We start from the raw sequence: 22,875 nt of genomic DNA on the forward strand, positions 1-22,875 counted from the left end.
TGTAGTCAGCGTATGCGGATAGGTCCCATTTCGATATCCTTGCCGTTCCTCCGTGCGTTCATAATGTTCCGCTTGGAGTTGATCCGTGGCTTGTGCTTTCAATACCTGATTTAGAACGGTCTCAAGCAATGCAGCAACTCCCGCATCCCGTGACTCACCAATAAACAATTGATGCAATAATGGTTCATCTAAGGTAATATGATATTGAGTCATAAATAGTACCTCCTCTGAATGGGTCTGCATAACTTCATTCTAGACGAGGCTCTATTTCATGGCTCTTTTTTTGTTCACCATTTTACACAATTATACGGACTCAACTAGAAAATGGCGTTTTGAACTTAAAATAGCTGCATTTTTGTCCATATCAATATGACTTATGCACGCAAGTGGGATTTCGCGAAGAAGAAGTGCAGTTCACAGATGCAGCTTCACAGATGCTGTGCTGTTCCACAGTTTCTTCAAATATAAATAAGTTCATTATATTTTTGACACATGTACGTCGGATAGATAAAGTATAATATTGATGAAACATTTACCACAACTTAGATTCGAGAGGAGAAAAATTGATGCCAGAACAAAAACGCTGGTCCAAGTTAACGCGTTGGACAGCTGCAGGTATGCTGAGCTTTTCCATCTTGCTAGGAAATGTGTTCCCCGTTCATGCAGAAACAACTGCTCCTGCAGCACCACAAATTAGCGAATGGTCTGTAAAGACGCTGAATGAAGGTGAGAAGTATGGGATATATCCAATTAATTGGTATTATGATGGATCGTTCCAAAAGTCGATTACACCAGATAAGTTTAAAACGCTCATGGAAGGAACAGAGACGAAACTAGATAAACTTGGATTTAACAAAAAAGTAGCGTCCTTGTCTTTCCCAACGGATAAAGTTATTACGAGAGAAACGGTTATTACTTCCTTACATAAGCTACTAGCAAATTATGAGCTGCCGAAAGCATTCGACATGACTGCGGATATGGCACCAATTGATTATATGCAGAATAAAGGTCTCGTGAAAGGTACGAAGGCAGGCTTAGAGTTAGACAAGCCTAGTACGGTTGAGCATGCCGCTGTAATGGCGAGCCGATTAGTGGAATTTGCTTATGATGCGGCTGGAGCTGGCGCAGAAGGTCTAATGTGGAAAGTAACAAATAAACAAAATACATTGTATCTGCTAGGTTCTGTTCACCTTGGCCTTACCGATATGTATCCGATGCAGAAGAGCATTCGTGAAGCATTTGATGCCTCAGACAATCTGTGGGTTGAATTGGATATGCTGAACGGAGACATGAGCTATTTTAATGAAAAGATGCAGTATAGTGATGGAACTACCATAAAAGATCATGTGTCTAAAGAAACGTATGAAAAGCTGCAAAAAGCACTGACGAAGCTAGACTTGCAGGGGAATGCTTTTGACGGTTTTAAACCTTTTGCAATTTCCACGAGTCTGTCGACTTTAGGGTATGCCCAAAATCCAGAAGCGTACCAAATGGCGATGCTAACTGGTATTGACAATTACTTTATTACAAAGGCTATGTTAACAGGCAAGCCGATTCATGAGTTGGAAGGAATAAAGCTGCAAGCCGACCTATTCGCGAATGTTCCTCCTGCACAGCAGGAAAAAGAATTGAATACCATGCTAGATTCCATTTTAAATGAAAAAGGAATGGAAGAAAGCGCAGAATACTTGAAAAAGATGCAGCTTGATTGGATTGAGGGCGATGCAGAAGGCTTGGCGAAATTACTAGAAGTCGGATTTGAGGATGAAGCTAGTAAACGCTTAATTGGTGAGCGGGACAAAAATATGGCGCTCAAGTTAGCCAAGTTACTGGAGAAAGAAGGAGAGAACACATCCTTCGTCGTCGTAGGAGCGGCACACTATGTCACGAAAGGCATGGTTGTCGATCTGTTGAAAGAAAAGGGATACACAGTTCAGTACTTGCAATAATTTTATATAACAAGCGACAGCAGTCCGTGCATCGGGTCATAACGACTTCGAAATACGGGCTGCTTTTTTGCAGTGTCGACTCCAGCTGGATAAGCCTATTTTTTGATACACGACTCGGCTTAGCGTAAGAGAGGAATCTGCGAAAGGAATCAAACCGGAACTTGTCTGAATCACTAATAAATTTCGGTCGATTGATCAAACGTTATAGGATAAGATTAAGGAAACGGCAAGGCGAATGCAGCCTGCTAATGGAAGGCGCTGTGTGCGGTAGTAAGCCGTAGGCCTATGAAGAGGAGAAGTGAGATGACCTATAAGCAAATGAAATGGCTAATTTTAATTATTCCCACCTTGACGATTGGTCTATGGGAGTATGTTAGGCACGAATTTCTTCTTCCTTATATTTCTATGGAGTTGGGTAACTGGCTTTCATCTGTATTTGTACTAGTAGTAACGCTGTTGTTTATAATGAAATTGTTCAAAATGATTGAGCATCATCAAGAAGAATTGAGTCGGGCTAAGGCAGTGCAGGTCGTACTGGAGGAGCGGGAAAAGCTTGCTCGAGAATTGCATGATGGCATTGCGCAATCCCTATTTTTCTTACATGCTCAGGTAACGCGTATGGAACATATGAATCAAGCGGAGGGACTCCCCTTAGAGCAATTGAAGGAAAGCGTATACCGTACCAACGACTACGTAAGACAAGCCATAGCTAATTTACGGCATGCTGCGGATGCAGACGAAAATCCTTGGCTGCAGGGGATGGGAAGCTTGATAGATGAGTTGAGCCTTGAAACGGATCTACAAATTGAAACGAATTGGGATATAGAAGATTCTCAGCTCTCAGCGAAAGATAAAATAGAATTACTAGCAATCGTTCGAGAATCATTGATTAATAGTTATAAACATGCGAATGCTACTAGTGTACGAGTGAAAGCGTTGTCAACAAAACGAGGCTGGATGTGTCAGATTACGGATAATGGGAAGGGATTTGATCTAGACAAAGCAGCTGGCTCTAACCGCTATGGTCTTAAAATGATGAAAGATCGAGCCACTAATATGTCTTGGCAGCTGCAAATCGATAGGAAAAATAGAGGGACTTGTGTTGCGATTGTAAAGGAGGGGTAGTGGATGTCAAAGTTCCGGGTACTCATTGTGGATGACAGTGAACTGGCTAGGGCAGGAATTCGTATGATTTTAGAGAGCGATCCTGCTTTTGAAATCGTTGCGGAGGGAAGCAACTGCGAAGAGGCGTTAGCACTCAGTGAACGGTGGATGCCTGATTTGATTCTTATGGATATTCAAATGCCAGGCATAGATGGTCTGGAAACAACTCGACGATTGAAGGAGAAGTTCCCTTATGTCAAAGTTGTGATGGTAACGGTGTCGGATGATATTGCTCATTTATTCGATGCGCTTAAAAAGGGTGCTCAAGGCTATTTATTAAAAAATTTAAAGCCAGAGGCATGGCATGAATATTTGAAAGCGATCGCCGTTGATGAGGCACCGATGACGCGTGAGCTGGCTTTTCGTATTTTGAAAGAATTTTCCCCGATGGGAGCTGATGAGGGGCAATCTGATCGTTTAACTGGCCGAGAACGAGAAATATTAGGATTGGTTGCAAAGGGAATGAGCAATAAGGAGATTTCGAGCAAGCTTGATATTTCCGAGCATACGGTAAAGAATCATTTGAAAAATATTCTCCAGAAGCTTCAATTGGAAAATAGAGTCCAGCTCGCGCGTTATGCCTATGAAAAGAGTTGGTTGGTAAAGGGATAGAGATTTTATTTACATGGGAATGAGATGTGTCTGTTCCTTTGTTATTTGTATTTTTCTTGCATAATTATGCATTAAACGGGTGAAGGTGGGGGGATAACGAATGAAGTAGGAAATAGGGAGCGTCGTTTTTTGATCCTGAAGTTTATAGTTAGACAAGGAATTGTCGATTTTATATTAATTTCTGCTAAAAAATGACTTCCGTAAAATGAGTTTAAATGTTTATAATATGAATCAAGTTATATTCAGCGATTATACGTTATTACTTCTACGATTTTCCTCCTAAACTTCATTAGATCCGCTCTCAGATTAGTTATTATCCGTAAAAGAAACAGTAAGGAGTTATTGCTAAACTTTAATAGATGGAGGTTGGAATAATAAAAATAATTATTAGGTCCTATATATTGGGATAAGAATGACAGTCTTTGCTTCCTGGTTTCTTAAAAAGGAGGGGGATTATGACAGAAAATTATGATGTCATTATAATAGGAGCTGGACTTGGTGGATTAACTGCAGGGGCAATGTTAGCGAACCAAGGAAAAAAGATTCTTCTACTTGAGAAGCATAATATTGTTGGTGGTTGTGCCAGCACATTTAGAAGAAAACAATTGACCTTCGATGCAGCAGTGCATTTAATTGGAGGATTAGAGGACGAGGGAGTTATTTACTCTATTCTGAAGGATTTGAATGTCCTAGATCAATTACATATCCACCATAACCCTATTATATATCGAGATCAAATAGGATTAGAAACATTCAACTTGCCAGGAGATCCCGATGCGCTGGCAGATGTCTTGATGCGCGCTTTTCCATCAGATGAAGAGGCGATATATGAGACAATTCAGGAATTCAAAGAGATTGGCAATGCAGTGCTATCTGATACCATACCTGGAAAGAGAACACAAGGAAGAATAATTGCCCTTCAAAGCATGTCGATTCAGGATTACTTGTCAGATCGCTTTATTAGTCAAAAGGTAGAATTTTTGCTATCATCGCTGTTTCCTTATATCGGTGCTATGCCAAGTGAGATATCTGCACCATACTATATGGGAACGATGATGTCTTATAGCGGTGGAGGGTTCTACCTGAAGGGTAGCTCACAAACGTTGGCCAATTCACTCAAGTATGCGCTGGAACGTGATGGCGGTAAAGTTATGCTACGTCGACAAGTCCACAGTATTTTAGTTCAAGATGGTAAGGTAGAGGGTGTATTAGACCATAAAGGAAATACGTACATGGCACCCACGATTATATCCAATGCAGACATGACCAGAACTTATCTTTCGATGATTACTTCAGAGCATCTTCCACCAAATTTGGACAAGGAACTAGACAGTCTTATTCCTTCTAACTCATCAGTTGTTCTCTTCATGAGTATTCAAAATGATGGATGGGAACAACAGCTAGCACACGAAATTTTCATTTTCTCAGACTACAACAACGACTCCAAACGAAATTATTTTGATCCCCTAGATACACGTACAAAACCATGGATGATTCTTTCTTGCCCTTCTTTTGCTGATACATCACTTGCACCACCAGGATTTTCGATTGTATCCATAATGGCTCCTTGTGATGCTGATTATGTTGAGAACATTCGTAGAGAAAAAGGTAAGGAATTCATTCAGGAACGTTTCTTAGAACATATTGAAGCTTCTTTACCTGGATTAAAAGAGCGCATTACTTTTATGGAGCTGGCTACACCTAGTACGATTGAGCGATACACCAGCAATAGCAAGGGGGCCATATATGGATGGAAGAAGTCTATGGACCAACAAAAAAGAATCGAGTCATTGTCGCGATCGTTGATTTCGGGCTTACATACGGTAGGTCATTGGACAAAGTATGGTAATGGTGTATTTGGGACGATGAATGGTGGAAGACAGGTTGCAGACGTCATTATAAAACAAGAGGATATTTCCAAGCACGGGCAGCTACAATAAATGATTCTATAAAGCAAAATGGAGGAGCACAAATGAATGATAAAGATACTTTATTGCGTGAACCCATCGCTATCATAGGTATTGGGTGCCGTTTTCCAGGAGGTATTACAGATCCCGATACATTTTGGAATCTATTGAAAAATGAAGTAGATGCGATTACGGAAGTGCCCTCTGATCGTTGGTCATTGGATAAATATTATGATCCAGAACGTAGTAAACCAGGTAAGACCTATACTCGTTGTGGTGGATTTTTGGAACGAATGGATCAATTCGATGCCTCTTTCTTCGGTGTTTCTCCACGAGAGGCCTCGTTCATTGACCCTCAACAGAGATTATTAATGGAAGTATGCTGGGAGGCTTTTGAGGACGCGGGTTTGATTTTGGAAGACAATCGTAATCGTACAGGTGTGTTTATCGGTGGTTTTACAATGGACTATAAATATTTACAATTCCAAGAGAGAAACCGTGAAATCATTGATTCTCATACAGCAGTAGGGGCAATGATGACGCTGCTCGCTAATCGTTTATCTTATGTATTTGATTTTCAAGGACCTTCCCTCGCAGTAGATACAGCTTGTTCATCTTCCTTGGTTGCCGTTCATCTTGCTTGTCAGAGCATTTGGAGCGGTGAATCAACCGTGGCTGTAGCCGGGGGAGTCAATTTAATGCTTAAGCCTGATATTACAATCGCAGAATCTAAAGCAGGCATGTTGTCTCCTGATGGAAGATCTAAAGCATTTGACTCACGTGCAAACGGTTATGTACGTGGGGAAGGGGCAGGTATTGTCCTTCTTAAGCCTTATTCTCAAGCTCTAGCAGATGGTGATTCGATCTATGCCTTAATTCGAGGAACGGCTGTCAATCAAGATGGGCATAGTGCTGGTCTTACAGTACCACGTGGAGAAGCGCAGCAGACATTAATGCGGGAGGCATATGCGAATGCAGGCGTGCTGCCCAGCGAAATACAGTATGTTGAAGCACACGGAACAGGTACACCAGTAGGAGATCCGATTGAGGCTAACGCACTTGGAACCGTACTATCTGAAGGACGAAGAGACGGCGAATTCTGCTATATCGGTTCGGTAAAGACCAACTTTGGACACACTGAAGCTGCAGCAGGAATTGCTGGATTGATTAAAGCAGCCCTTTCTATTCAAAATGCTCAGATTCCGAAGCATTTGCACTTGATAAACCCTAATCCAGGCATCAATTTCGAACAATTAAAGATTAAGGTACCACAGACATTAACAGAGTGGAGATCTGTTAACGGGACTCGTCTTGCTGGGATAAACTCGTTTGGTTTTGGAGGGACAAATGCTCATATAGTCATACAAAATGCACCGAGTACTAGTAAAGAGACAAGTATGGAAGTAGATAATATGAAGATGATTCCAATAACAGCACGAAGCACAAATGCTTTAGAAGCCTCCGCCCGTACTTGGTTGGATCAACTTCGTGGAGAAACATGGTTACATCATTCACTGCAAGATATTGCTTATACTGCAAGCTCGCGTAGAACACACCATCAATATCGTCTAGCAATTGTCGCCCATTCTAAGGAAGAGTTGACTGAGAAGCTAGAAGCATTCCTTGAAGGTGAGTCACTGTCAGGAGTTGTTACTGGTAATATGCAAACTAAGCGGCCACCGTCCGTATTTGTGTATACAGGAATGGGACCGCAATGGTGGGGAATGGGGCAGCAATTATATAAAGAGGAACCCGTATTTCGAGAAGTTCTTCATCGATGTGACGAACTATTTACTAGAATTGCAGGCTGGTCACTATTGCAGGAAATGCTTAAGGAAGAGAAAAACTCACGTATGTCAGAAACAGAAGTGGCTCAGCCTGCAAATTTCTTTATACAAGTTGCTTTAACAGAATTGTGGAGAGCTCGCGGAATTGTGCCGGATGCTATCGTTGGACATAGTGCAGGTGAAGCGGCTGCTGCTTATGCTGCTGGCGCAATGACGATTGAGGAAGCAATAAGGGTCATTTATCACCGTAGTCGTCTCCAACAGATGACCACAGGGCAAGGCAAGTTAGTTGCCGTGAGTCTATCAGAGCAAGAAATCAAGGCGTATTTAAATGGTTATGAAGATCGGGTATCTATTGCTGCAGTTAATAGTCCTACTTCAGTTACACTTGTAGGTGATCCATTAGCGTTGGAAGAAGTTATCGCTCCACTTGAGGAAAATGGAGTATTCTGCAAATACTTATTCGTGAAGGTGCCTTATCATAGTCATTATATGGATCCGCTAAAAGCGGAATTGTTGGATGTATTGAGTGATCTTAAGTTATCATCTACAACGATACCTCTTTACTCAACAGTTACGGGCAAACATATCGATGGAGCAGAAATGAATGCGGAGTATTGGTGGTTGAATGTTAGGAACCCTGTATATTTTGCTGCTGCAACTCAATCCATTATTGAGGATGGATATGGCCTATTTGTCGAAATCGGCCCGCACCCTGTATTGGCCAATTCTATTCAAGAATGCTTGACAGTGTGTGGAAAGCAAGGTGTTGTCACGCCTTCATTGAGACGCGGTCAGGATGAATTGAGTATTATGATGAATGCTACGGGATTGCTTTTTACGAACGGTATAGATTTAGAATGGGCTATCGTTAATGGAAATGGAAACTATATTAAGCTCCCATTATACTGTTGGCAGCGTGAACGATACTGGAATGAAACAGAAGAATCTAGATTAGATCGTACAGGAGAGGCTTTGCGACCATTGCTCGGAACGAGATTGAAGACTCAACGATTGACATGGGAGTCAGAAGTAAGCTTATCTAAGCTTCCTTATCTAGAAGATCATCGTATTCAGCAGGCTGTTATATTCCCTGGCGCAGGCTATATTGAGGTCATCAATGAGGCGATTGCTGACATGTATGGAGAACGAATTGATGATATTTCCATTGAAATTGGAGGAGAGTTCCATAAAGCGCTATTCTTGAATGAACAGAAAAATGCCAAGCTACAAATTGAAATCGATCAAGAAAATGGGAACTTCTCAATCGTAGATGCTTCTAATAGTAAAGGTAACCAGGAGTGGCCACTTCTTTGTAGTGGTACTTTACGCATAAACAATCTTCACAAGGAGCCAAAGCTTAGTCTGGATGAATTACGACAACGAGTGCATAAGAGTATTACGAAAGAGGAGTGCTACACAAGATTCCGGAAATTGGGATTAGAATACGGCCCTACATTCCAAGGTATTGGACATCTCTGGCAAGGGGAAGGTGAAGCGTTGGCGAGACTGGAGTTGCCAGAATCCGTTACAGCGGAATCAAATCAGTATCAAATTCATCCTGCATTATTTGATCTGATGTTCCAGACGTTGGCGGCTGCACTTCCATTCGATGATAAAGAAACGGTATATATGCCTACTGGTGCTGAAAACTCTATTTCTTACAATCGCATTAATATTTCAGAACTATGGGTTTACACCGTTATTAGAGAAAAAAACAGTTCTGAAATGAAAGGCGATATATATTTAATGGATGAGGCAGGCCATGTGTTGTTTTTCATTTATAACTGTCGGGCAAAGTCATTAAATGAAGACGCAAGCAGTGTAATAGGCGGAGCGCCAATAATTTATTCAGAATTGAAGTGGACGGAACAAGAAATCGAGACAGTATCGGTGCCGATTGTTGATTCTTTGGGTCTATGGTTGCTTCTTTCTGATAATAATGGCATTGGAAATGTCTTGGCGGATAAATTAATAAATCAAGGAAATCGTGTGGTGCAAGTTCGTACTGGACATAAGTACGAGGAAGTGCTCCGTGGTGAAATATACTCAATTAATCTTGATTCTATCGAGGATATGAATCGTCTTTTAGATGAACTTCAGGTGCTAACCGCAGAGAAGTCGCTTGAATTAAAACGTATCGTTCATATGTTTGGATTGGATATTGTCCGTACTGAAGAGACTGAACTAGAGCATCTTCTCGAAGCTGAACGATTAGGAAGTAAAAGCGTGATGCATATAGTTCAGTCAATAGCCAAGCGTAATTGGAGCAAGGTGCCTACTTTGCATATTGTAACTAACGGTGCTCAAGCTGTTCGAGCTGAACAAATTTCCAAAATCGGACAGACATCGTTGTGGGGGATAGCAAGAGTTATAGGGCACCAGGAACACCGTGATATATGGGGAGGAATTATTGATCTAGACCCTGCTGTAGGTATTGAACAGGCAGTGGAACATTTAATGTATGAATGGTCTTACTCTTCAAAGGAGGACCAAGTTGCCTTCAGAGATAGCACGAGATATGTGGCTAGATTGCAAGAATGCCATAATGTTAACCTACCCTTAAAGACACAAATGAGACCTGATGCTGCGTATATGATTACGGGAGGATTTGGAGCGCTAGGTCTTTTGACAGCGAAACATCTTATTTCCCGTGGCGCAAGACATCTGATTTTGGTCGGGCGAGCTAGTTTGCCGCCTCGCTCGGAGTGGAATCAACTGGAATCAGGCAGCAGCGTTGCAAGCAGATGCGCAGCAATTAAGGAGTTAGAGGCTTTAGGAGCAAGTATTCATGTGGCGGGATTTGATGTGTCTAATGCAACTGCTCTTAAGAGATATGTGGAAGATTATCGTCAGCAGGGCTGGCCAGAGATACGAGGTATTATTCATTCAGCAGGTACATCGAAGCCGCAAATGCTACTTACGATGACAGGGGAACAATTATCTGAAATCTTGGAACCCAAAGTACAGGGAGCATGGAATTTGCATCGTCAATTCCTGGCGCAAGAATTAGATTTCTTTGTTCTATATTCTTCTGTTGCTTCTCTCGTTGTTTCGCCGGGCCAAGCTAGTTATTCAGCTGCAAATGAATTTCTAGATGGATTGGCACGTTATCGATTTGCTCTGGGCTTGCCTGCATTAAGCATTAACTGGGGACCATGGGGTGAAGTCGGAATGGCGACTCAGCTTGACTTAATAGAATTCTTCGTTAAGCGCGGCAACTATCCGATTGCTACAATAAGAGGACTTGAAGCATTAGATAATGTACTGGGCTATAACCGACCTCAAGTTATGGTGACTCCAATCATTTGGGAAGTGTGCGCTCAGAACAACTATCCGCTTGGTGAATACCCAATGATGTTTGATGATGTGCTGGCTGCGGTCCGTGAGCGCCCGGAAAACAGTAGTTCGTTAGGTGAGGAAGCGGACATTTTATCTGTTTTGAAACAATCAACAGATCATGAGGAACGGGCTGCCCTTGTGCAATCTCATGTGCAGGGTGTTGTAGCTCAAGTACTACTGGTTAATCGTATTGACCTTACACCAGAACATTCTCTTACTTCCCTAGGATTGGACTCTATGTTGGCACTTGAACTGAAAGGACGTTTGGATCGTTCATTTGAAATGAATATATTAGTTGTTGACTTAATGCGAGACCCAACGATTGCTAAGCTATCTTCCTTAATTATGGATAAGTTAGTGTTTGATGAGGATTTGTCTATTGAAGCTTCTGAGTTGTTTACTAAATTCGAGAATTTATCACCTCAAGAGCTTGAGAAGCTCTTGAGTGAGGCAGCAGCTACAGACAATAAATAGTCATTGCGTAAACGTCTGTCATATGGTTTGGTCAACATGAAAATAGGAAATATGTACAATGATCAATCATGATAATTTTGGCGCCGTGCTGAACGTGTAGTTTGGGCGGCGTCAATTTTTAGCAAGTGATGAAAGGGACTGATGAAGTAATGACAGATAAATTATTGTTGAAACAGATGGAAGCTCTGCCGCCTGAGCAGAGAATGCTGCTCATGAAAAAACTACAACAATTAAAAGAAGAGAAAGAAGGGGGAGATATTATATCTATTCCCCGTACTAGTGATACGTATCGGTTATCGTTTACACAGTATCGTATGTGGTGCCTCGATCGGATACAACCAGGGAATCCCGCTTACATTATACCAATATCTTTGCGTATTCAGGGTGTGCTTGATTCGGATATTTTGGAACAAGTATTAAATGAAATCATGAAACGACATGAATCGCTGCGATCTTCTTTCCAATTAATTAAAGGAGAGCCCGCTCAGCAAGTACACAATTCTGCGAAGCTTCCATGGACACATTACGACTTTGTTGGTATGGAACAGTCCGAACGTGATCAAAAAGTGGAACAACTAACTCGCGAACAATTTAGACGTCCTTTCAGTCTTGCAGAGTTTCCATTATTGCGTTCAACCCTGATTAAGCTTCAAAAAGAAGAGTATTTATGGCTGATCGCTGTGCATCATATCATATTTGACGGATGGTCCGTGGGATTACTATTAACTGAAGTTTCTTCTTTATACGAGTCATACGTTAAAGGTTTAACTCCCGTGCTACCTCCAGTCTCTGTTCATCCTGTAGACTATGCGGAATGGGAACAGAACCGACTACAAAATAATTTGCTTGCGGACCAACTATCCTATTGGAAGAGCCAGATGAGTGGTTCGCTGCCATTACTAGAAATACCAACGGATCGAACAAGACCTACACGCCGATCGTCAGAGGGCAAACAAGTGACGATTGAATTGCCAAGCAAACTTTATGATACTCTCTCATCATGGAGCATGTCGCAAAGTACAACTCTATTTGTGACTTTAATGGCTGCTTTTCAAGCTCTCTTGTATCGTTATTCAAAACAAGAGGATGTGATTGTTGGATTTCCAATTTCGGGACGAAATTTGACGGATATTCATGGTGTTATAGGTGCATTTGTAAATACATTGCCTCTTCGCTGCCATATAAATGAAGCAATTAGCTTCAAAGATTTTGTACAACAAGTTAAAAATCTGACAACAGCAGCATTTGCTAATCAGGATATACCTTTCGAGATGTTAGTTGAAGCAGTGCGACCAAAGAGAAATATAGGCTACAGTCCGTTATTTCAAGTGGTATTTAATATGACCAAATCGTTGCCAGTAGTTCAGCTTGATGGCTTAACATTCAGTTATGAAATTGTCGACCATGGAACTTCAAAATTTGACTTAAACTTGGAGGTTCGACTTAGGGAGGATAATTGTATCTTCTGTACATTTGAATATAGTACAGATTTATTTGAGGAGGATACAATAACGGTTTTAGCAAGCCATTATGGAAGGTTACTCCAAGTATTCGCAGATGATCCTTATCTAGCATTAGGTTCAATTACTTTCACGACAGAATAGCGATATCAATGCACTAAAAATTGAAATGTGGGATAGGTATAGGATTGAAATTTGATTAACCACCTATGCACCTATTGATTTCTAAAGAAGTGCTGAAAGTCCCGCTTGGTTAAATCATTCAGTGTTTATAACTCCCTAGTGCTAACGTCTTATTGTTTTAAAGCCTGTCTCGAATAAGCTTTGGAGGTTGAGCGAATGATGAATGATTCATCTTTAATTAGTATTATTATACCGACCTATAATAGGAAGGAATTACTTGCTAAGGCTATCGCATCGGTATTAGCTCAAACATATAAGAACTGGGAATTAATAATAGTGGACGATAATAGCACCGATAATACCAAAGAGCTAGTTGCGCAATTCTCCTCTACTGATTCAAGAATTAGGTATATCAAAAATAATAGAAGTAAAGGTCCTTCTGGCGCGAGAAATACCGGTATATTGCAAGCACAAGGGGATGTAATCGCTTTTTTGGATTCCGACGATGAATGGTTCGATTACCATTTAAGTGATAGTTTACATATTATAAATAACACCGGAGTAGATGTTTGTTTTTCATTGTGGGTTGAGAGACGAGGGGGAGACATTAGAAACGACTTTGAAAGGGAAGAAATCCAACTAAATCTAAAAAATAAAATGAAATTGTTTGACACATATGATGATGCGATATTGTTAAATGATGGCCTATTCGAACATTTTCTAAATGATGATGATTGGTTCTATCATATTAATACAATGGTAGTAAAAAAAAATAAGCTGACTGAAGTTGGTCTCTTAAATGAGAATTTATTTTATGGAGAAGACTCAGAATATATCGTTCGGTACTTTGAGCATGCTAAGATTGCTCTAATCAGCAAGCCTCATTTTATCTACAATCAATCACCGGATAGTCTATATTTCTTTTGTGATAGAAGTAGTCTTAGTGCAGAAGAAATATTCAATAATGCTGACTTACTCGAAAAACTTACTGTTACATGCATTAATTCAAATGAATTTCGTCTAGGAGTACGTAAGCGGGTTTTACAGTCAAATAACCTTTCTGACAAGGCTACCTGTCTTAAAAACATTGACAGTGCTATCTCCCAAAAATATTTAACTCTAAGCATCCTTCATAAGTTGAAACTATCAAAAGCTCTTCGTTATTGTTATTTGTCGTTACGTTATGAATTTAGACTAAATACACTATTTTTAATGTTAAAATTGCTGAGGCCGAACAAATTGAAATTAGACAATATCCAATTATTCTTGAATTAGCGCCAAAATTAAAGGTGGCTATTTCCTTAGATACGCTTTTTATGCACTAAGCTTAAGGGGGAAGTGTAATGAATTATATGTTATTTTTTAAAAAGTATTTTTTAGATTGCTTTAAAAGCGAAGTTGCATACCAACTGCTTAAACATGGATATGAAATTGATGATTTGTTCTACAATTGTTACGAGAACACGGCTAAAGTATACAATGAAACGATGGTATTGAATAAAGGATATTGGTTGTATAATGTTGACAGTTTTACTAAAGAAGATTTAATGGATATAGGAATTAAGTTAATCGAACAACCAATAAGTAGCCATCAAGAAGCTGCAAATTTTTTAAGAACCAATGTGGAGAATGGTAACATTATATTTCTTCCTGTGAGACCAAAATATTTTTCTGATCTGCAAACGATGGGTCCTGATGATGTACATATCGTTATGATTGAGGAGTATTGTGAGAATACGAAATCATTTAAACTGACTGATGTTGCAAATTTTAAAGATAAATGGTTTGAATCAGAGTATATATTGGATGTTATCGGGAAAATGAGTTACGAAATGTTTGCTTTAGATTTTAAGCACGTTACAGTTACGAGCGAAATAAAACATAAATTTATGAATCAGGCTAAACGCTTAATTGAAGAACTCAACGACGATTATGTGCTGTATGTAAAATGTATTGAATATATTCGCAGCCTAAACTTGAAGTCTGTTGCGGAGGTTAAGCGAACGGTATTTCATCTTCGACAAGCCTTTACTATTATTTGTGGTTCAAGGTATGTATTTTCAAAGTATTTATCAAAGAATAATGTTAAGCATTCACTATGCGAGCTTGTGCTTCATTGTTCTGATTTGGCAGAAAATATTAGAAACTTACTCACTGAGAAAGAGCTCGAATTAAGAAGTGGAAAGACGGTTGTTTTATTTGATGATGTGGAAGAACTCTGCATTCAGTTATATGAATATGAAAAATTAACGTTATTGTTGTTAAAAGATGAATGGATAGATGAACAACAATTAGAGCTTCGTTCTGTATACAGAAACGCTGCAGAAAATCCTAAACAGATTGAAGTTCTAGATTTAAATAGCCACAGTATACTTATTAGTTGGCAGCCGCCAGCTCTATCAGAGTATATTGTCTCCTATGAGATTACAGTTAATAGCGAGCAATACCACAGCAAAGAATCGAAATATAGAATAGTCAATTTAGAGCCAGAAGTTTCGTATAAGGTAGTAGTAAAAGCAATAGATGCTTTTGGTAATATTTCCGTCCCTGGGATTGAGTTGTTATTAACGACGAGTTCGTTGCAGCCATCTGAAGATTTGGCGTTATTTAAACGCGTGTCAGCTTCGTCATGGGAGGAAAACAACGTAGATGAACATTTTCAGCCTCACAATGTTGTAGATGGTACAGAAATGTCAAGATGGTCCAGTAAGTTTGAGGAACCACAGTGGATTTGCATCGATTTAGGGGCCATATACGATATTAATAAAGTTGTCCTACATTGGGAGGCTGCCCATGCAGTTGCATATCAGTTGCAAGTTTCTATGAACAATGTAGATTGGGAGAATATATATAGCACATCAACTGGGCAAGGTGGGGAAGAAGCGATACATTGTGAAGGAAGAGGTCGATATTTTAGGCTTGACTGTTTAAAGAGAATGACCAAGTGGGGGTATTCTCTATATAAAATAAATATATTTGGTGATGATTTCCTTGCTTCAGATTGCTCGGACAAACAGATAGAGGAAAATTCACAAAAAAATACACACTACTTTAAAGATACTACGGACCATACATTTAACAACACGACCACAGTTTATCCCTCAGACGATCATATCGGAATTTTGTTTGAAGAACAAGTACTCAAAACACCGCATCAAGTAGCTCTACGATTTGAAGAAACGGTATTAACGTATAGTCAGTTAAATGAAAGAGCCAATCAAGTAGCTCGAAAGCTTCAACATAAAGGCGTTGCAATAGGAACAAAAGTAGGAATTATGGCATCTCACTCTTTAGAGATGGTAATCGGCATATTAGCAATTATTAAAGCGGGAGCGGCATATGTGCCAATTGATGCCTCGTATCCCGTTGAAAGAATAAATTATATGGTGGCTGACTCTGCAGTTCAAATTATATTAACGAACGATGCAAATATAGCAGAAAATGATTACGCGTTCAGTGGGAAATATGTTTTGTTGACAAATGCTGATTTATATACGGGTGAATCAGCGAATCTTGAGCTTACTATTTCTCCAAACGATCTTGTATATATGATTTATACATCTGGTTCAACAGGCCTCCCTAAAGGGGTCATGATCGAACATCGTGGTTTGGTCAACTATATTTGGTGGGCTAAACAACAGTATGTTAAACATGATCATGAGGTGTTTGCTTTATATTCTTCGATATCTTTCGACCTGACCGTAACATCAATCTTTACCCCATTAATCTGTGGAGCTCAGATCGATATTTATCGTGAAGAGGGGGCGGAATTTGCACTGTTCAAAGTCGTTAGAGACAATAGGGCAACCGTCATTAAGCTAACGCCTTCCCATCTATCATTATTAAAAGATATAAATATTACGTCTTCATCTGTACAGACATTTATTGTGGGAGGAGAAGACTTAAAATGCAGTCTTGCTGCTAGTATTGTTAAGCATTTCGGTTCACATGTTCATCTGTATAACGAATACGGACCTACGGAAACAGTGGTAGGGTGTATGATATATCTATTCAACGTAGATTTGGACAAAGAAGTATCTGTTCCCATAGGAGTTCCAGCTGATAATGTGCAGATATACATCTTGGATCAATCGCTTGAGATCGTCCCTATTGGAACAGTAGGAGAACTTTATATAGCTGGAGATGGTGTGGCTAGAGGTTATTTGAATCAGGAACAATTGACGGAACAAAGGTTTATATCTAATCCCTATCTACCTGGCGCCCGAATGTACAGGACGGGAGATCTGGCCAAATATCGAGCTGATGGTCAGATTGAATATTTAGGAAGAGCCGACACTCAAGTGAAGATCCGAGGATTTCGAATAGAAATGGGTGAAATAGAAGAGCGACTTCTCAGCATGGAAGGGATAAAAGAAGCGGTTGTTGCTAGTAAGGAGGATGTTAAAGGAGGAGCTGTGCTTTGTGCTTATTTTACAGCTGACAACGAGATAAATACACAAGATATTAAACAGTACCTTTCTATATATTTACCAAGCTATATGATTCCTAATTATATAGAACGGATGGATAAGATACCCTTAACGGTGAACGGAAAAGTTAACATTAGTCAATTACCTGAGCCTACACAGATGGTTCAAACGCAAGTTCAATTTGTAATGTATCGTAATCAAAAGGAAAAAATACTCATTGAAACGATGCAAGAAGTGCTTCAGATCAGCAAAATCAGTATGAAAGATGACTTTTTCGATATCGGAGGGGATTCTATTAAAGCAATTAAATTGGCAGATAAACTAACTTACTTGGGACTAACGATTAGTGTAATGGATATTCTGTCCTTCAGTGTAATAGAAGAAATGGCCGAATATGTTGTTATGAATGACCTATCCTCACTTTCGATGTCGTCCCGTCCATTTTAAAAGATGTCCGATACGCAACTTTAACTACTTAATGAGTAATTTTTGCGTGAAGTAGCTAGCACACTGGGATTATTTTAATAATTTATAAGTAGGTGTGAGATGGATAACAATAGCACATTTAGACAATTGATAACCAGGATGATGAAGTATTGGAAAATGTATGTTGTTCTACTTATTACTACGATCATCGGGATTGTTTCTGACTTGTCTATTGCATGGATTCTCTCTGTTGCAATTAATTTTGCTGTAGATATAAATAATGCAAACTGGACATTTTTTATTTATGCGGGATTGGGTTTACTATTGATTATTGGGATTAACTCTTATTTGGATACTTATGTTAAGGCTAAAGTCTCTTTAAATGTAAGGAATGATTTGCGTATGGAACTGTCTCACCACATACTGAGATTACCCCAGTCATATTATGACAAGCATCATACCGGAGATATTCTTGCACGCTTTACAAATGATATTAATTCTGTCGGAGAAGCATGTGGAACTACAATTATGGGTTTAATAAAAAACCCTCTGCTCTCACTTGCAGCATTTATTTATTTACTTACCATTCATTGGCAATTAGCTTTAATTTGCATAACTTTAGGGTCACTAATGCTGGTGAGTGGTAAAGTATTCGGAAAATTAATGAGAAATACAAGTGATCGATTGCAACATAAAGTAGGTAGCAGTGTTCAGTTCTTACAAGATATATGTAATTCCAGTATGGTGATCAAAACATTTGGTCTGGAGAAAAAGCTTTTTGAGAAGTATAGAGAAAAAAGTAATGAGATTGTTAGTTTGGAGCGATCACAAGGTATCATTTTTGGTGCAACAGCTTCCTCTTCCTTTATAATTGGAAACTTAACGTTTTTACTTTCTGTTTTCATGGGAAGTTATTTGATAGCTACGGGTTCGGTGGGAATTGGGGAAATGATAGCATTTGTGCAATTGATGAACTATCTAGTTACTCCGTTCATGGGATTGCCCGCATTATGGGCGGGGATGCAGCAAGCTTTAGGTGGGGCTCAACGTGTTTTTGATGTGTTGAGTGAGCCGACTGAAAAGGCCCAGGTGCCTTCGGAAGGAAGGTCTCCATCCTCTTTTAAATATTTAAGATGTTCAAATATTTCTTTTTCTTATCCAGAAGTGAAAGAAAGGAATATTTTGAATGAAGTCACATTCACTGCTCATTCGGGTCAATTAATTGCAGTAGTTGGGGCAAGTGGTGGAGGGAAATCAACATTATTTAAACTGCTGCTTGGTTTTTACCAGCCTACGAAAGGTAATATTCAAATTAATGATGTGGATATTAATGAGATGAGTTTACGAGAATTAAGAGATTATTTTGCATTAGTTCCTCAAGAAACACAGCTATTTACAGGAACCATCCGTGAAAATATAGCATACGGTAACAACAGCGCCACAGACGATGATATTATTGCAGCAGCAAAGCAAGCAAATGCCTATGAGTTTATTATTCAACTTTCAGAAGGGTTCGACACTCAGATTGGTGAACGAGGCTCACGGCTTTCAGGGGGACAGCGCCAACGTATTTCTATAGCTCGGGCTATTATTAGAAATGCTCCCATATTGTTATTGGATGAAGCAACAGCAGCACTAGATAATGAATCTGAATGGTTAGTTCAGGATGCGATTGCTAAACTAATGTCTGACAAAACAACAATAGTTATTGCTCATAGGTTATCAACAATACAAAATGCAGACCAAATATTAGTTATGGAATCAGGTTGCATAGTTGAGAGAGGAAATCATGAAGAATTGCTTGCTCTTCAAGGAAGATACTACTCTCTGTACGAGAAGCAATTAAAGAATGAGTTGCCTGTTGAATATGAAAGAACTGTATTATGATACTCTCAAATAAATAGGTGGTTGTTATAACATGAGTAGCAGAGTAAGCGTAACTTCAAAGTTGATTTGTCTTCCCTATGCAGGAGGTGGTGCAACGGCATTCCAAGCATTAAGGAATCAACTATTGCCGAACTGGGATATCATTAGTATGGACCCTCCAGGGCATGGCAGCAATGAAGAGATGTTAACAGACGATTTAGAGGAACTCGTTCGTTATTATTTAAATCAATATCACCATTATTTTACTGATGAGTTTGCGCTTTTTGGGTATAGTATGGGTGGGAAAATTGTACATAGAATGGGCCAACAGCTTCAATCTGAAGGGAAATATCCAAAAACAGTTATTATCTCAAGCATGTATCCACCTGATATTAAGGTTCAGAAAATATCTCACCTAGAACGGAATTTATTTCTTCGTCATCTTGTCTCACTTGGTGGCATTACGGAAGAGTTGATTCAGCATGAAGAGTTCGTTAATTACTTCCTGCCTATTATACGTGCCGATTTTAGAGCTGTGGAAGAGCATGTTTGTCCAGACGACACGCCACTCCATGCTCCGGTACATGTTTTTGTAGGATTGCAAGATGAGCGTGCAACGCCGGAAGCAGTAACTGGCTGGACCAACTGGGCCGATAACGTGAGTTTTACCTATTTTGATGCTGGACACATGTTCTTGAGCAATCAAGCGGACGAGGTGGCATATAAACTGAATCATATTCTTTCCATGTAATACAAATGTGTTAAAACTTATCATGCTATAAACCAAAAGACAAGGGAAGGCAGATGTTATTACTTCCCTTGTTTTTTTGATCTAATCTTTCTCTATTTAATAGTTATTTGTATCGTCTGTTCTGCTTGATTGCCGAATACATCTTTCACCCGCAAAATAATGTTGTGCTTACCAAGAGCTAACTTGGCTGATCGCAAATCGGCAAAAAAACGTTTCTCATCTACGTTGACATTCACATAGTTCCACTTCTGACCATCCTTGACTCGCCACTGCATCGTTACAAGCTTGGGATCGAAGATAAGGTGGCGTTCCAACTCTTTTGTAACTATCAACCCGTTAAGTTCGGTAAGCTGGTCTTCGATTGTACCAAAGAGTTGTCCTTTGGCAGCTTTCTGGTTGTTGATCTTCACGACAACAGGAGCCTTCGAATCAACAAAGAAGGTGATACCTTCTGTTACCGTCTGACGGTTTTCCGCAAAGCTTTTCACTTTTATATTGTAGCGTCCATCTGGAAGCGTTGTTCCGTTTACATCTTTACCTGTAAATTTGAACTGCGTCAAACCTTTCGCGTGTTTCGCTTGATTCAACAATACGTACGTTTTTCCTGCCAAAGATTTAGGCTGCTCATCTTCACGTGTTGCCGTTACTAGCACACGCTGCGAAGGGACGGTCACATAATAATGAATCGTCGAAGACTTTTTACTGCTGTCTCCTTTAGGTGAATACAACGTATTATCAATGTGTTCTCCTTTTACGAGCGGATAGCTTTTTACTTGATTGACAAGTACGAAAGGAACGCTTAGCACCTCTTTATCGCCTTTGATCGAAATTGAACCTGACCATACTCCTGCCTTCTGCTTCAAGTCCACAGTCCATTTTACTGGAATTTTGACCGTTTGATTCGGTTGAACCGTGATCTGTTGTGGAATTTCCAATTGACCTTTTCCAACTTCAAGGTTTGCTTTCAGCTGATAAGTAACCGGCTTGTCCGACGTATTTTTAAGTTCAAGTATTTGAGACAGTACAGGGTTGTTCCCTTTATATCCAGGTGCAATATGTCCAAAAGACAAGCTCGCTGGTAAAGCGAACGTGCTGGTCTGCAATGCTGCTTCTACATTCAAGCTGCCCGCACCTTGTTCTGTGCGTTTATAAGGGATGCCTTTCTCATTAACGAGCTGATTGGCATGCTGCATCAACGCGGACTTGACCATCTCAGGGGTCCAATTTGGATGAGCTTCCAGCAGCAGCGCAGCGGCAGCCGTTACTTGTGGCGCAGCCATACTTGTGCCGCTATTCATCACATATCCGTCTTCTTCGCCTAGTGCACTGTAAATATGCATTCCAGGTGCTACAAGGTCGGGCTTAAGCAGCCAAGTGCCTACTGCTGGCCCACCTGAGCTTAGACTACCTAATCGTTCTGCTACGTTTACGCTGCCCCAAGACCAAGGTTTGGACGCCAGCTTCTTCAACTTCCTGGCATCTTCCATCGAAATAATAGCGCCTGGAATCATACGCGAAGGATCTTTATCTACATTGACGTACATTGAAGATCCATCTCCATCCATGGAGGAAACAGCAAATATAACCCCTTTCAGGCCAGATTCTTGAGCTGCTTCGTACCATTCTTCTACGAAATAATCCGAATCTTCCCTTGCTTCAATCACGACATACTTACCACGAAATTTGGCGTCTTTTAGCTTCGCAGGAGCTACATGTCCAGCGTATACGAAGGAGGCAGATCCTGTTGTAGGCAGCTTCTTTGCACCATATAAGGGATGCAATTGCACGTTAGTCGTACCACTAACAAGAGCAGCATCTGTGTGGGCTTGTGAAGTTGCTCCCACGACAATGGGCTCTGCACCATAACCAGGGGAAGTAATCGACCAAGCTTCACCGGAATTTCCTGCCGACTTTACAACGACAACCCCTTGCTGTACAGCTTCTGCAATCGCACGAGCAATTGGTTCACTAGGAGCATCTATATCAGCATTTAAGGATAGATTAATGACTTGGACTTTGTCCTCAACTGCTCGTTTAATGGCATCTACGACAGAATTAGAATAGTTCTTCTGACCATTCACGCCTGCAAATACGCGATAAATGTACAGTTCAGCATCTGGTGCTTGCTGCATAATAATGCCTGCGACATGTGAGCCATGTCCATCGCCATCTTGAGGAATGGAATCACGCTCGATATAGTCGTATCCCTTTTTAATATTGCCTTTAAATAGAGGGTGCTCCATATTGATACCCGAATCAATCACGGCAACCTTAATTCCTTTGCCTGTATACTGCTTGGACAATTGAGTAGAACCTGTTGATATATGATGTTCGCTAAAGCCACTAGGTGCGGCTTGTACCGCATTCATGCCAAATAGACTCGTTACAGTCATGGAAAAGGCTAGCGCTGAACTTACTAGAATTTTTTTGCTGTGTGTTAATTTCTGCATGTCTGTATAGCCTCCAACTATGTTTGCTGTTTTCGCTAGCTATACTATAGCTCCTTTTACGAAGGGATAAACTACGGAAAATTAATTATTAATATATTAAATTTTTCCAATCGTTTTTATGCTTAAATGTAAGA

Annotated in this window: 12 protein-coding genes; 10 read left to right on the forward strand and 2 right to left on the reverse strand. The window is 40.1% G+C overall.

Annotation, left to right across the window (positions count from 1 at the left end; genetic code table 11):
* Window positions 1-213: transposase (locus IFO66_RS09505; protein ID WP_192024926.1), on the reverse strand; the 213-nt coding region annotated here is incomplete at its 3' end.
* Window positions 214-566: 353 nt separating this feature from the next.
* Here IFO66_RS09505 and IFO66_RS09510 point away from each other — a divergent pair.
* The 10 genes from IFO66_RS09510 to IFO66_RS09555 all read left to right on the forward strand — a co-directional run bounded on the left by IFO66_RS09510 (window position 567) and on the right by IFO66_RS09555 (window position 20,291).
* Entirely contained in the window at window positions 567-1,949 is a 1,383-nt protein-coding gene (locus IFO66_RS09510; RefSeq protein ID WP_192024927.1) for a TraB/GumN family protein, read from the forward strand.
* Window positions 1,950-2,252: 303 nt separating this feature from the next.
* Window positions 2,253-3,074 carry a sensor histidine kinase gene (locus tag IFO66_RS09515; RefSeq protein ID WP_192024928.1) on the forward strand — a complete coding sequence of 274 codons (822 nt, stop codon included), beginning with the start codon at window positions 2,253-2,255 and terminating at the stop codon, window positions 3,072-3,074.
* A 3-nt stretch (window positions 3,075-3,077) separates the two neighbouring features.
* Window positions 3,078-3,725: a response regulator gene (locus tag IFO66_RS09520; protein ID WP_192024929.1), complete on the forward strand. Its 648-nt coding sequence runs from the start codon at window positions 3,078-3,080 to the stop codon at window positions 3,723-3,725.
* Between the two features lie 455 nt (window positions 3,726-4,180).
* Window positions 4,181-5,665 (forward strand): phytoene desaturase family protein, encoded by a 1,485-nt coding sequence (locus tag IFO66_RS09525; protein ID WP_192024930.1) that lies wholly within the window; start codon window positions 4,181-4,183, stop codon window positions 5,663-5,665.
* Between the two features lie 32 nt (window positions 5,666-5,697).
* Window positions 5,698-11,235 carry a type I polyketide synthase gene (locus tag IFO66_RS09530; protein ID WP_192024931.1) on the forward strand — a complete coding sequence of 1,846 codons (5,538 nt, stop codon included), beginning with the start codon at window positions 5,698-5,700 and terminating at the stop codon, window positions 11,233-11,235.
* A gap of 149 nt (window positions 11,236-11,384) precedes the next feature.
* Window positions 11,385-12,839 carry a condensation domain-containing protein gene (locus IFO66_RS09535; protein WP_192024932.1) on the forward strand — a complete coding sequence of 485 codons (1,455 nt, stop codon included), beginning with the start codon at window positions 11,385-11,387 and terminating at the stop codon, window positions 12,837-12,839.
* A gap of 195 nt (window positions 12,840-13,034) precedes the next feature.
* Window positions 13,035-14,093: a glycosyltransferase family 2 protein gene (locus IFO66_RS09540; protein ID WP_225445642.1), complete on the forward strand. Its 1,059-nt coding sequence runs from the start codon at window positions 13,035-13,037 to the stop codon at window positions 14,091-14,093.
* 68 nt (window positions 14,094-14,161) lie between these two features.
* The gene (locus IFO66_RS09545) at window positions 14,162-17,695 is read left to right on the forward strand and encodes an amino acid adenylation domain-containing protein (protein ID WP_192024933.1); all 3,534 of its coding nucleotides are present in this window, start codon (window positions 14,162-14,164) and stop codon (window positions 17,693-17,695) included.
* 99 nt (window positions 17,696-17,794) lie between these two features.
* Complete coding sequence (locus IFO66_RS09550; RefSeq protein ID WP_192024934.1) at window positions 17,795-19,561, forward strand: ABC transporter ATP-binding protein; 1,767 nt, start codon at window positions 17,795-17,797, stop codon at window positions 19,559-19,561.
* A gap of 31 nt (window positions 19,562-19,592) precedes the next feature.
* Entirely contained in the window at window positions 19,593-20,291 is a 699-nt protein-coding gene (locus IFO66_RS09555) for a thioesterase II family protein (protein ID WP_192024935.1), read from the forward strand.
* Between the two features lie 92 nt (window positions 20,292-20,383).
* Here the strand turns inward: IFO66_RS09555 and IFO66_RS23995 are convergent, their stop codons facing one another.
* Window positions 20,384-22,741, reverse strand: a complete 2,358-nt coding sequence (locus IFO66_RS23995) for a S8 family serine peptidase (protein ID WP_192024936.1) — start codon at window positions 22,739-22,741, stop codon at window positions 20,384-20,386.
* Between the last annotated feature and the right edge of the window lie 134 nt (window positions 22,742-22,875).

Origin of the sequence: Paenibacillus arenosi, from assembly GCF_014841135.1 — a bacterium.
GTDB classification, from domain to species: Bacteria; Bacillota; Bacilli; order Paenibacillales; family Paenibacillaceae; genus Paenibacillus_B; species Paenibacillus_B arenosi.

Bases quoted from the DNA above. Each gene is read 5' to 3' on its own strand.
- IFO66_RS09525 (WP_192024930.1), top strand. From the start codon at position 4,181: ATGACAGAAAATTATGATGTCATTATAATAGGAGCTGGACTTGGTGGA.
- IFO66_RS09540 (WP_225445642.1), top strand. From the start codon at position 13,035: ATGATGAATGATTCATCTTTAATTAGTATTATTATACCGACCTATAAT.
- IFO66_RS09520 (WP_192024929.1), top strand. From the start codon at position 3,078: ATGTCAAAGTTCCGGGTACTCATTGTGGATGACAGTGAACTGGCTAGG.
- IFO66_RS09510 (WP_192024927.1), top strand. From the start codon at position 567: ATGCCAGAACAAAAACGCTGGTCCAAGTTAACGCGTTGGACAGCTGCA.
- IFO66_RS09515 (WP_192024928.1), top strand. From the start codon at position 2,253: ATGACCTATAAGCAAATGAAATGGCTAATTTTAATTATTCCCACCTTG.
- IFO66_RS09545 (WP_192024933.1), top strand. From the start codon at position 14,162: ATGAATTATATGTTATTTTTTAAAAAGTATTTTTTAGATTGCTTTAAA.
- IFO66_RS23995 (WP_192024936.1), bottom strand. From the start codon at position 22,741: ATGCAGAAATTAACACACAGCAAAAAAATTCTAGTAAGTTCAGCGCTA.
- IFO66_RS09535 (WP_192024932.1), top strand. From the start codon at position 11,385: ATGACAGATAAATTATTGTTGAAACAGATGGAAGCTCTGCCGCCTGAG.
- IFO66_RS09550 (WP_192024934.1), top strand. From the start codon at position 17,795: ATGGATAACAATAGCACATTTAGACAATTGATAACCAGGATGATGAAG.
- IFO66_RS09555 (WP_192024935.1), top strand. From the start codon at position 19,593: ATGAGTAGCAGAGTAAGCGTAACTTCAAAGTTGATTTGTCTTCCCTAT.
- IFO66_RS09530 (WP_192024931.1), top strand. From the start codon at position 5,698: ATGAATGATAAAGATACTTTATTGCGTGAACCCATCGCTATCATAGGT.